The organism is Acidobacteriota bacterium, assembly GCA_038040445.1.
GTDB classification, from domain to species: Bacteria; Acidobacteriota; Blastocatellia; order UBA7656; family UBA7656; genus Onstottus_A; species Onstottus_A frigus.
Window position 1 is genome coordinate 30402 of the sequence record JBBPIG010000001.1, and the last position, 12022, is coordinate 42423.

The 12022-nt window shown below is 57.5% G+C and carries 10 protein-coding genes; all 10 read left to right on the forward strand.

The window, feature by feature from the left end:
- Positions 1-3184 (forward strand): TAT-variant-translocated molybdopterin oxidoreductase (locus AABO57_00135; protein MEK6284128.1); only part of this gene is annotated, 3184 nt, incomplete at its 5' end.
- Positions 3185-3186: 2 nt separating this feature from the next.
- Positions 3187-4569 (forward strand): NrfD/PsrC family molybdoenzyme membrane anchor subunit, encoded by a 1383-nt coding sequence (gene nrfD / locus AABO57_00140; GenBank protein MEK6284129.1) that lies wholly within the window; start codon positions 3187-3189, stop codon positions 4567-4569.
- 90 nt (positions 4570-4659) lie between these two features.
- Positions 4660-5043 (forward strand): four helix bundle protein, encoded by a 384-nt coding sequence (locus tag AABO57_00145; protein ID MEK6284130.1) that lies wholly within the window; start codon positions 4660-4662, stop codon positions 5041-5043.
- Positions 5044-5064: 21 nt separating this feature from the next.
- A complete protein-coding gene (locus tag AABO57_00150; GenBank protein MEK6284131.1) occupies positions 5065-5628 on the forward strand; it encodes a DUF3341 domain-containing protein in 564 nt (187 codons plus the stop codon).
- A 109-nt stretch (positions 5629-5737) separates the two neighbouring features.
- Complete coding sequence (locus AABO57_00155; GenBank protein ID MEK6284132.1) at positions 5738-6376, forward strand: cytochrome c; 639 nt, start codon at positions 5738-5740, stop codon at positions 6374-6376.
- Entirely contained in the window at positions 6376-7572 is a 1197-nt protein-coding gene (locus AABO57_00160; protein ID MEK6284133.1) for a hypothetical protein, read from the forward strand. The genes AABO57_00155 and AABO57_00160 overlap by 1 nt, the downstream gene beginning before the upstream one ends.
- Positions 7573-7717: 145 nt before the next feature.
- The gene (locus AABO57_00165) at positions 7718-8182 is read left to right on the forward strand and encodes a hypothetical protein (protein ID MEK6284134.1); all 465 of its coding nucleotides are present in this window, start codon (positions 7718-7720) and stop codon (positions 8180-8182) included.
- Positions 8179-9153, forward strand: a complete 975-nt coding sequence (locus AABO57_00170) for an SCO family protein (GenBank protein MEK6284135.1) — start codon at positions 8179-8181, stop codon at positions 9151-9153. The genes AABO57_00165 and AABO57_00170 overlap by 4 nt, the downstream gene beginning before the upstream one ends.
- A gap of 3 nt (positions 9154-9156) precedes the next feature.
- Positions 9157-10155, forward strand: a complete 999-nt coding sequence (coxB, locus tag AABO57_00175) for a cytochrome c oxidase subunit II (GenBank protein ID MEK6284136.1) — start codon at positions 9157-9159, stop codon at positions 10153-10155.
- Positions 10156-10165: 10 nt separating this feature from the next.
- Positions 10166-11854, forward strand: coding sequence for a cytochrome c oxidase subunit I (gene ctaD, locus AABO57_00180; protein ID MEK6284137.1), 1689 nt, complete (start codon positions 10166-10168; stop codon positions 11852-11854).
- Positions 11855-12022 lie beyond the last annotated feature (168 nt).

Below are 12022 nucleotides of genomic sequence, written 5' to 3' on the forward strand. Positions count from 1 at the left end.
CGATCCTCAATCCTCGATCGTCCATCCTCGATCGTCGATCCTCGATCCTCGATCTTCAGGCAAGCAGTACTGGCGCAGCCTCGAAGAGTTGGCCGAGACCGATGAGTTTCAGGAACTGCTTCATCGCGAATTTCCCGAGAATGCGACCGAGTGGAGCGATCCGGTTGGCCGCCGCAGATTTCTTAAGCTGATGGGCGCGTCGTTCGCCCTCGCCGGACTGACTGCCTGCACACGCCAACCGACCGAGTACATCGCGCCATATGTTCGTCAACCGGAAGAACTGGTTCCGGGCCAACCAGCGTTCTTCGCTACCGCAATGGCGCTCGACGGGATTGCGACGGGACTGATCGTTGAGAGCCACGAGGGACGGCCTACCAAGATCGAAGGCAATAAAGATCATCCGGCAAGCCTTGGCGCCACCGACGTCTTCTCACAAGCATCGGTGTTGGGTTTATACGATCCGGACCGCTCTCAGACTTTGACTTACCTCGGCGACATCGTGACGTGGCCGGCTTTTCTTGGAGCCGTGCGCCCGGCAGTCGAAGCGCAACGCGCGATTGGCGCGCAGAAGACATCCAAGGGCGGCCTGCGAATACTCAGCGGGACGGTTACATCTCCGACGCTGGCGCATCAGATAAAGACTTTGCTTGCCACGCTGCCGACCGCCAGGTGGCACCAGTATGACCCGGCAGGCCGCGACAGTGCGCGCGAGGGCTCGCGACTCTCGTTCGGCCAGTACGCGAACACGGTTTATCGATTCGATAAGGCCGAGGTGATCCTGTCGCTCGATTCGGATTTTCTTGGCTGCGGTCCGGCGAGTCTGCGATATGCGCGGGACTTTGCGGCAAAGCGGCGACTGACGGAAGGCAAGCGCGAGATGAACCGGTTGTACGTCGTCGAAAGCACCGTGACCAACACCGGCTCGGTTGCCGATCATCGATTGCCGATGCGTCCGAGCGAGATCGAAAGTTTTGTGCGTGCACTGGCAACCGCCGCAGGCGTTCAGACGGGACAATCCGACTTCCTGACGGATGGGAAGCGCGCAAAGTGGCTGACCGCGATCTGGAACGACCTCCGCGAACATCGCGGATCGAGCATCGTGATCGCTGGAGACTCACAGCCGCCGGTCGTACATGCGCTGGCTCACGCGCTGAATCAGGCCCTCGGCAACGTGGGCAGCACGGTGATCCATACCGATCCAGTTGAAGCTAACCCGGTCGATGGGATGGCGTCGCTGCGTGAGCTGGTCGCGGACATGAACTCCGGTCAGGTCGATCTGCTTTTGATGCTCGGCGGCAATCCAGTGTACGACGCCCCCGCTGATCTGGACTTCGCAGAGGCGATCCGGAAAGTTCCGCTTCGCGCTCACCTGAGCCTCTATAAAGACGAGACGTCAGAGTTGTGTCAGTGGCACATTCCGGAAGCTCACTATCTCGAGTCGTGGGGCGACGCGCGCGCGTATGACGGCACGGTCTCGATGATTCAACCGTTGATCGCGCCGCTGTATTCAGGCAAGTCCGCGCACGAGGTGCTCGCCGCTTTCATGAATGAACCGGAGCGTTCGAGCTATGACACCGTTCGTGATTATTGGAAGCGGCGCTTCGCGGCTGGAGGTCAGGAGCCCCCGATCAAGGTAACCGCTTCGCAGGCGCCGACGGCGAGTCCCGCGGCGCCCACCGCCGCCCAGCCGATGGCGACGGCCGCACCCTCGCAAACGGCATCAACCGGTTTCGAACAGTTCTGGCGCAAATCGCTTCACGATGGCGTAGTCGCAAACACGGCGCTGCAACCGAAAACCGTGGCATTGAAATCGGACTGGTCGAGCCAGACTTCCATACCCCATCCCTCATCCCCCAACCCCGAGCTGGAGATCGTGTTCCGGCCTGATCCGACGATTCATGACGGGCGCTTTGCCAACAACGGCTGGCTCCAGGAATTGCCCAAACCGCTCAGCAAGCTCACGTGGGACAATGCGGCGATTATCAGCCCGGCGACCGCTGATGGGCTGGGTCTGGGAAAGCGAGTGAATGGCTTTGCAACGAATCGAATGAGCAATATTGGCCGTGAGATTCTCGCCGATCAGATCGAGCTTCAGTACCGCGGCCGCAAAGTCATTGCGCCGGTCTTGATTCAGCCGGGCCATCCCGACAACGTCGTCACGGTGCACCTGGGTTACGGCAGGACAATCGCCGGGAGAGTCGGCTCAAACGCGGGCTTCAGTGCTTACGCTATTCGAACCTCCGACGCGCCGTGGTTTGGCTCAGGCCTTCGAGTCGAGAAGACCGGTGGAAGTTATTCGCTCGCTACCACGCAGGCGCATCACATGCTTGACGCGGAGGAAATAGGCGAGCGGGACATCGTTCGGTCGGGCTCGCTTGAAGAGTACAAGAAGCACCCGGCACTCGCGCCCGAAGGCGCGCACGAGTCGGGTGAGCATGCCTCGCTGTATCCGCCGTTCGAGTACAAAGACTACGCCTGGGGGATGGCGATTGACCTAAGCTCGTGCGTTGGCTGCAGTGCCTGCGTTGTTGCCTGCGTAGCTGAGAACAACATTCCCGTCGTCGGCAAGGAACAGGTGGCGCGCAGCCGCGAGATGCATTGGCTGCGAATTGACGCCTACTACAAAGGCGGGCACGCAAACCCGGAAACCTACTTCCAACCGGTCGCGTGCCAACATTGCGAGGACGCTCCGTGCGAAGTCGTATGTCCGGTTGCGGCTACTGCGCACAGCGCCGAGGGCCTCAACGAAATGACGTACAACCGGTGCGTCGGAACGCGATATTGCTCGAACAACTGTCCGTATAAAGTCAGGCGATTCAATTTTCTTCTGTATCAGGATTTCTACACCGCGAGCCTGAAGATGATGCGCAACCCAGACGTGAGCGTGCGCAGCCGGGGCGTGATGGAAAAGTGCACCTACTGCGTGCAGCGAATTCAGAAAGCGAAGATCGACTCGGAGAAGGAAGACCGAAAAGTGCGCGATGGCGAGATCGTGCCGGCGTGCGCGCAGGCTTGCCCAACCGAAGCCATCGTGTTCGGCAACATCAACGATCACGAAAGCCGCGTCGCGAAGCTGAAAGGCGAACAGCGCAGCTACAGCTTGCTCGGCGAGTTGAATACGAAGCCGCGCACGACTTATTTGGCGGCGGTGCGAAACCCGAACCCCGAGTTGGAGAACGAGTAGCGATGCAGGATCACACGCAAGATCCGGTGAGTGACTCGCCTCCGGCGGTGATTGGAGCGGGGCAGACGTTCGCGTCGGTCACCGACAAGATCAGCTCGATTGCGCTGAGGAAACGTACTCCGACCGGCTGGTTCATTGGCGCGGGAATAGCGTTCATGCTCGCGATGATGTTGTTCTACACGATCGGCTATCTTGTGCTGACGGGCATCGGGATTTGGGGCAACAACATTCCGGTTGGATGGGCGTTCGACATCATCAACTTCGTCTGGTGGATCGGGATCGGGCACGCCGGCACGTTGATCTCGGCGATTCTGTTGTTGTTGAGGCAGCAGTGGCGAACGTCGATCAATCGCTTCGCGGAAGCGATGACGCTGTTCGCGGTCGCATCGGCGGGACTTTTTCCGCTGCTTCACACCGGGCGTCCGTGGCTGGCTCACTGGCTGTTCCCGGTTCCGAACACGATGGGTGTGTGGCCGCAGTTCCGCAGCCCGTTGATCTGGGACGTGTTCGCGGTTTCGACCTACGCAACCGTCTCTGCGCTGTTCTGGTTCATCGGATTGATTCCCGATCTGGCCACGCTTCGCGACCGAGCGAAGCCGCGGGCGGCAAAAATCATCTACGGGATTCTGGCGATGGGCTGGCGAGGCTCGGCTCGGCACTGGCATCGGTACGAGACGGCTTATCTGTTGCTGGCCGGACTGGCGACGCCGCTTGTTGTATCGGTGCACACGGTTGTGAGCTTTGACTTCGCTGTGGGAATCATTCCCGGCTGGCACGCGACGATTTTTCCACCTTACTTCGTCGCGGGCGCGATCTATTCAGGGTTCGCGATGGTGATGACGCTGGCGATTCCGCTGAGAAAATTCTACGGCCTCGAAGATTTCATCACGATGCGGCATCTGCGGAACATGGCGAAGATAATGCTCGCGACCGGATTGATCGTCGGGTATGGCTACATGATGGAGACGTTCATGGCGTGGTACAGCGCCAATTCATTCGAAGAATTCATGATCAGGAACCGGATGACCGGCCCGTATGCGCCGCTGTATTGGGCGCTGATCGTGTGTAACATCGTGATCCCGCAACTTCTGTGGTCCAGGAAGGTCCGTTGGAATGTGCCGCTGCTGTTTGTGATCTCGCTGATCGTCAACGTAGGCATGTGGCTCGAGCGATTCGTCATCATCGTGACCAGCTTGCATCGGGATTTCTTGCCTTCGTCGTGGGCCATGTACAGCCCGACGATCTGGGACTTCTCGATGTTCATCGGCACGATCGGGCTCTTCTTGAGCTTGCTGTTTTTGTTCATCCGCTTCCTGCCGATGATTTCGATCTTCGAGATAAGGACGATCTTGCCGCAAGCCGAGGTCAATGAAGCGGCGGACTGAGGGAAGATCGAGGATAGAGTATCGAGGATAGAAGATCGAGGATAGAGGATAGAAGATCGAGGATAGAGGATAGAAGATAGGAGGTTGCAAATGGCCGTGATAAGAAGCTTCAGAGACTTGGATGTATACAGACTCGCCCTGACTGAAGCCAAGCGAATATTCATGATGACGCGGAGGTTTCCCGCAGAAGAGAGATATTCACTCACTGACCAGATTCGTCGCTCTTCTCGCGCCGTCAATGCGCTGCTAGCGGAGAGCTGGGCGAGGCGAAGGTATCTCGCCGCATTTAGGAACAAGGTCAATGAATCGCTAGGTGAGGCGATGGAGACGCAGGCGTGGCTGGATCACGCACTTGAGTGCGATTACATAAGCGAAGCACTGCATCGCGAACTTGATGACGCTTGGCAGCACATAGGTGCGATGCTCAACCGAATGATCCAGAGCGCTGAACAGTTTTGTAAATCGCAGAAATAGCCATTCAGTAAGGAGACTGTGATGCGATCCTCAATCCTCGATCCTCGATCCTCGGTTCCGCGGCTTTATGGCTTGATGGCCGAGTTTGAAGAACCGACCAGCGTAGTGGTCGCGGCCCGGCGCGCGCACGAGGAGGGCTATCGCAAGATGGATGCGTACACGCCCTTCCCGATTGAAGAACTGACCGAGGCGATCGGGATTCGTCACACCAGACTTCCGCTCATCGTGCTGATCGGCGGGATAGCCGGGTGTCTCGGCGGGTTCCTGTTGTGTTACTGGGTGTCGACGATTGCCTATCCGCTAAACATCGGAGGGCGGCCGCTCAACAGTTGGCCCTCGTTCATACCGGTGACGTTCGAATGCACGATCCTGCTGGCGGCGCTGTCGGCGGTGTTTGGGATGCTGGCTTTGAATGGTCTGCCGCAGCCTTATCATCCGGTGTTCAACGTGCCGAGCTTCGAGCAGGCGACTCGCAATCGCTTTTTTCTATGCATTGAGGCGAGCGATCCGATCTTCCAGGAGCAGGTGACCCGTGAGTTTTTGATGGAGCTTGGCCCGACGGAGGTTAGTGACGTTGAGTTTTAAGATTGCTAAACCCAAAGACGCAAAGACACGAAGGAGCTTCGTACGGCCTTTGTGTCTTTGTGCCTTTGTGGTTGGCTTTTCAGCTTTTTTGACTGGCTGCCGCCAGGACATGCATGATCAGCCGAAGTACCGGGTTCTGAGACCGGTCGATCAGATCGGATCAATCAACGACGGGCGTTCGGCGCGGCCCCTGGTAGAGGGCGTCGTCGCCCGCGGTCAGTTGAAAGACGACGTCGAGTTTTACACCGGCAGGCTTAGACAAGCTGCGCAGTCTGGCTCGGCAAGCGCTGCCCCACAGCCCGGAGCTGCGAGCCCGCAAGCGGAGCAAGCATCGCCGCAGACCTATCAAGGATTCGTCACCGAGTTTCCAATGCCGATCACCGCCTCAGACCTCGATCGCGGGGAGGAGCGTTTCAATATCTTTTGCGCGGTCTGTCATGGCCGAATGGGAGACGGGTTGGGAATGATCGTTAAGCGAGGGTTCCGCAAGCCGCCTTCTTTTCATGACGAGCGATTGCGCAACGCGCCTGTCGGATACTTCTTCGATGTGGAGACCAACGGCTTTGGAGCGATGCCCGATTACGCCTCTCAAGTGCCTCCCGAGGATCGGTGGCGCATCATCGCTTATATTCGTGCGCTGCAATTGAGTCAGCGCGGGACCCTCGCCGATGTGCCGCCGAGCGAGCGTGAAAAGCTAAGCGCCGGAGCGCCGCAGCCGGGAACCGAAAAGCAAGAGGAACACCGCTAGTGATCGAGATGATCGAAAAGACTCCGCCCGAGTTAGATCAATTCCAGCGCCGCGCGCTGATAGTCGGCGTGATCGGCGGCGCGGTATGTGTCGGCGGCGCGGTGTTCAATCCGGAGCAGTTCTTTCGCTCATACTTGCTCGGGTATGTCTTCTGGATCGGCATCGCGCTTGGCTGTCTGGCGATCTTGATGCTTCAACATATGTCGGGAGGAGCATGGGGGCTGGTGACAAGGCGCTTGCTCGAGGCTTCGACGCGAACGTTCCCGCTGCTTGCGTTGTTATTCTTGCCGGTCGCGTTCGGCGTTCGATCTATTTTCACCTGGGCGCAGCCGGATCATTCCGGGGCGAGCGAAGCACTAAAGCATGCTCTGGCGCACAAGGCCCCTTATTTGAACGTGCCGTTCTTTCTGGCGAGAGCGGTTTTCTACTTTGCGGCGTGGAATGTGATGGCTTACTTCTTGAGCAAGTGGTCGCTTGAGCAGGACCGCACAGGGCATCGCCCGGTCACCACGAAGCTTCAGGGGCTGAGCGCGCCGGGACTTTTGCTGTACGGGTTCACGGTGACCTTCGCGTCAGTCGATTGGCTGATGTCGCTCGAGCCGCAATGGTTCTCGACGATGTACGGAATACTGGTGATGGGCGGCCAGGGCTTATCGGCGATGGCGTTCATCATTGCGGCGGTGGTTCTGCTGGCGCGCTACAAGCCGATGTCGGAGGTGATCAAGCCCTCGCACCTGCACGACCTCGGAAAACTGATGCTTGCGTTCCTGATGCTGTGGGCTTACTTCAGCTTCTCTCAGTTCTTGATCATCTGGTCAGGCAACCTGCCTGAAGAGATTCCGTGGTACGTGCGACGACTTCAGTCGTCGTGGAAGTGGGTCGGTCTCTCCCTGGTGGTGCTTCAGTTCGCGCTGCCGTTTGTGTTGCTTTTGTCGCGAGACTTGAAGCGCAATGGCCGGACGCTCGCGGTGGTTGCGATAGCAATAATCGTTATGAGGTTTGTCGATTTGATCTGGATGACCGGCCCCGAGTTTCACGAGGGCGCGTTCTGGATTCACTGGATGGACGTGGTGATGCCGATCGGGTTGGGCGGACTGTGGCTGGCGTATTTCGCTTATCAACTGAAGACAAGACCGCTGCTGCCGATTGGAGATCCTGAGTTGGAACACGTGCTCGCGCATAGCGGAGGGCACTAGAGGGCTAAGAGTATCCGCGCAAATCCGACCGAATCAGTGTCATCCGTGGTCTATGGGCACTGCGATTCACGAACTCATAGACCACGGATGACGCGGATTTGACGGATTCGCACCGATTTCTCACGATCGATCAAACGGGAGGCGAATGGCGGAAGATCGCACAGACAAGGTTGTAGCGAGCGACTCGCACGGCATCGGCGTTGGCCACGAAGCCAGCGATCTGAGAATCACTCCGGTCGTGTGGTTCTTGATTGGGCTCAGCTTTGGGACGGTCGTCATCTGCTTGCTTATGGCCGGTCTGTTCGACGCCTTTGGGGATCTTGCAAACGACGCGGAAGGGAAGCCATCGCCGCTGGCGAGCGAGCGCCAGAAGCTTCCGCCTGAGCCGCGGCTGCAACTCGCTCCTTCGACGGGCGAACAGTTGGAGGGCAAGCAGCCGAATCTCAAAGAAGACCACCCGCTTCAAGAGATGAAACGGGTCCGCGCTGAAGAGAATAAGAAACTGAGCAGCTACGGTTGGGTCGACGAAAAGGGAGGAGTCGTCCGGATTCCGATTGAAGAAGCGAAGAAGCTGATCCTTGAGAAGGGGCTTCCGACGAGGCAGAAGTGAAAAAGGCAAAAGGAAAAAGGCAAAAGGAAAAAGTGGAAAACAGAACGGTTGCGCAAACAGAGGTGTGCCGCTTTGGATTCGCTTGGCCGCGAGCATTCGTCACGCCAGCTCTGAACTTTTTCCTTTTTCCTTTTGCCTTTTGCCTTCTCTCTTGCCTTCCCGTCTTCGCTCAGGGCTGGGCTACCAAACCGCCGCCTCTAACCAGCGCGGATCCGTCCGAGGGCAAGATACGTCTGCTCGAAGACGTCGGCATAGACCAGCGGCTCGGCGAGCAGCTCCCGCTCGATCTGATTTTTCGGGATGAGAGCGGATCGCCGATCCGGCTCGGAGATTGTTTCGGAGAGAAGCCGGTGGTGCTGGCGCTCGTCTATTACAACTGTCCGATGCTCTGCAACCAGGTTCTGAACGGACTCACGAGCGCGCTCGGTGTTGTCTCTTTCGATATCGGCAAGGAATTCGAAGTCGTCACGGTAAGCTTTGATCCGCGCGAAACGTCAGAGATGGCGCGAAACAAAAAGCAAACCTACATCGACTGGTATGAGCGTCCGGGCGCGGCTGAAGGCTGGCACTTTTTGACTGGCGATAAGGCGTCGATCGACAAGCTTACCGAAGCCGTTGGGTTTCACTACAGGTTTGACCAGTCGACGGATCAGTTCGTTCACGCGAGCGGCATCATGATCGCGACGCCCGAGGGAAAACTTGCTCGCTACTTCTACGGTATCGAATACGCGCCGAAAGATCTGCGCCTCGGGTTGGTTGAAGCGTCCGACAACAGGATCGGGAATCCCGTCGATCGCCTGCTTCTGTACTGCTTCCACTACGACCCGGCGGCGGGTAAATACGGGGCGGTTGTGATGAACATTCTCAGGCTCGCGGGGGTTGTCACTCTGGCCGGCGTCGTCGCGATGCTGTGGCTGTTAAGGCGGCGCCGCCCGGTCGAGCAACCCGCGAGCGTAGGAGGAATGATCTAGGTCATGCAGGTGAGCGTGCCCTTTTCACCGGAGCAGGCCTCGACCCAGGCGGGGCGAGTCGATTCGCTTTTTGCCTTTCTTTGCGTGCTGACGATCCTGATCGGCGGACTCATCACGCTTGTGCTCATCTACTTCGCGGTCAAGTACCGCCGGAGGAAAGACGACGAGATACCGCGGCCCATCGAAGGGTCGATGAAGCTCGAAACGGTTTGGATGGTGATTCCTTTCATCATCTCGATGGGTATATTCGTTTGGGGCGCGAGCATCTACTACACGATGTACCGGGCTCCCAAGGAAGCGCTGGAAATCTACGTCGTCGCCAAGCAGTGGATGTGGAAGTTTCAGCACCTGGACGGTCAGCGCGAAATCAATGAGCTGCACGTTCCGGTCGGACGCAAAGTCAAAGTCACAATGACCACCGAAGACGTTATTCATAGCTTCTTCGTCCCGGCATTTCGCATCAAGCTGGACGTCGTGCCCGGCAAGTACAGCACAATATGGTTCGAGGCGACCAAGCCGGGCCGTTATCATCTTTTTTGCGCCGAGTACTGCGGCACCAGCCATTCGGGAATGATCGGGTGGGTCAATGTGATGGAAGCGTCCGAGTATCAAGCGTGGCTCGCCGGGGGCGCTGTCGATGGGTCGCTCGCCTCGACGGGTGAGAAGATGTTTCAGCAACTCGCTTGCATTACGTGTCACCGCAGCGATGCTCAGGGACGAGGCCCGGTGCTCGAGGGATTGTTCGGCAAACAAGTTCAGTTGCAAGACGGCGCTAAAGTGACCGTCGATGAAGCCTATATTCGCGAGTCGATACTGAATCCGCGAGCGAAGGTCGTCGCGGGATTTCAGACGATCATGCCGACCTTCCAGGGACAGGTCAGCGAAGAACAGTTGTTACAACTGATCGCATATATCAAGTCGATAGGATCTAAACCACCGGGCAGGGAAGCGGGCGCCGCTCAGCCCTTGGGCGGCTCCGGAGTGAAGCCGCCTCAGCAATAGGCAAAGGATTATGGAAAGCGTAGTCGAAGTTGTCGTGCCACCTCGCACTCATTACGTCAACGCGACGTACGGCGTGAAGTCGTGGCTGCTCACGACGGATCACAAGCGCATCGCGCTTCTCTATCTGGCGTCGGTGACATTTTTCTTCTTCCTTGGCGGCTTGTTTGCCGTGTTGATTCGTCTCGAGCTGCTCACGCCGCAAGGCGATCTGGTTCAAGCCGAAACTTACAACCGGCTGTTCACGATGCACGGCGTGGTGATGGTGTTCTTCTTTCTGATACCGGCGATACCGGCGGTGCTGGGAAACTTTCTTGTCCCGCTGATGATCGGCGCGAAGGACCTCGCCTTCCCGAAGCTAAACCTTCTTAGCTGGTACATCTACATCGCCGGAGCCTCGTTCACGGTCCTTGCCATAGTTCTGGGGGGCGTCGATACGGGTTGGACGTTTTATACGCCGTACAGCTCGACCTATTCGAACGGCAACGTGATTCTGAGCGGCATCGGAATTTTCATAACCGGTTTCTCCTCGATCCTGACCGGGCTGAACTTTATTGTCACGATTCATACGATGCGGGCGCCCGGGCTGACATGGTTCAGGCTGCCGCTGTTCATCTGGTCGCACTACGCGACCAGCTTGATCATGATCCTGGGGACTCCGGTCATCGCAGTGACCGTGTTGTTGCTGGCCCTCGAGCGATTGGTTCACATCGGCATCTTCGATCCGGCATTGGGGGGCGACCCGGTCTTGTTCCAGCATCTGTTCTGGTTCTACTCGCACCCGGCGGTCTACATAATGGTGTTGCCGGCGATGGGGGTGATCAGCGAGCTGATAGCGAACATGGCCAGGAAGAATATCTTCGGCTACAAGTTCGTTGCCATGGCCAGTATAGCCATCGCGGTATTCGGCTTTCTTGTATGGGGTCATCATCTGTTCGTCAGCACCCAGTCAGTTTATGCGGGGATGGTCTTCTCTGTGTTGAGCTACGCGGTCGGGATACCCTCGGCGGTGAAGGTGTTCAACTGGACAGCGACGCTCTACAAGGGATCGATCTCTTACGACACGCCGATGCTTTATGCTTTTGGCTTTATCGGGTTTTTCATCATTGGCGGAATGACCGGTCTGTTTCTGGCGGCGCTGGGCATCGATATTCACGTTCACGATACTTATTTCGTGGTCGCGCACTTTCATTACATCATGGTCGGCGGAACCATCATGGCTTATATGGGCGGGTTGCACTACTGGTGGCCCAAGATCACCGGCCGCATGTACCCGGAAGCCTGGGCGCGGTTCGCGGCGCTGGTAATCTTCGTCGGGTTCAACCTGACGTTCTTCCCTCAGTTCTTGCTCGGCTACATGGGTATGCCGCGCAGGTACTACGCGTATTCTTCGGAGTTTCAAGTATTGAACGTGATGTCTTCAGCGGGTGCGTCGATTCTCGGGATGGGGTACCTGATCCCGATGATCTATCTCATCTGGTCGATGAGGTACGGCCGGCACGCGCCGCCGAACCCGTGGGGGGCGTTTGGGCTTGAGTGGACCACCGCGTCGCCGCCTCCGACACAGAATTTCGAGAAGACTCCGGTGGTGACGTGGGAGGCCTACGAATTCAGACCTCGTGAGGAGATGGATGTCGTCAGCGTGAGAGATGTACTGGACCAGACGCTTCGACCGGGCGGAGTGAGGGACGATGGAGGATAGAAGATAGAAGATTGAAGATCGAGGATAGAAGATAGAAGATGGAGGATAGATGATAGAAGTTTGGAACAGAATTGAAATTGAAAATTACAAATTGAAAATTTCAAATTTTCAATTTTCTATCCTCGATCCTCGATCTTCTATCCTCGATCTTCTATCCTCGATCTATCC

Bases quoted from the DNA above. Each gene is read 5' to 3' on its own strand.
- nrfD (MEK6284129.1), top strand. From the start codon at position 3,187: ATGCAGGATCACACGCAAGATCCGGTGAGTGACTCGCCTCCGGCGGTG.
- AABO57_00145 (MEK6284130.1), top strand. From the start codon at position 4,660: ATGGCCGTGATAAGAAGCTTCAGAGACTTGGATGTATACAGACTCGCC.
- AABO57_00150 (MEK6284131.1), top strand. From the start codon at position 5,065: ATGCGATCCTCAATCCTCGATCCTCGATCCTCGGTTCCGCGGCTTTAT.
- AABO57_00155 (MEK6284132.1), top strand. From the start codon at position 5,738: ATGCATGATCAGCCGAAGTACCGGGTTCTGAGACCGGTCGATCAGATC.
- AABO57_00165 (MEK6284134.1), top strand. From the start codon at position 7,718: ATGGCGGAAGATCGCACAGACAAGGTTGTAGCGAGCGACTCGCACGGC.
- coxB (MEK6284136.1), top strand. From the start codon at position 9,157: ATGCAGGTGAGCGTGCCCTTTTCACCGGAGCAGGCCTCGACCCAGGCG.
- ctaD (MEK6284137.1), top strand. From the start codon at position 10,166: ATGGAAAGCGTAGTCGAAGTTGTCGTGCCACCTCGCACTCATTACGTC.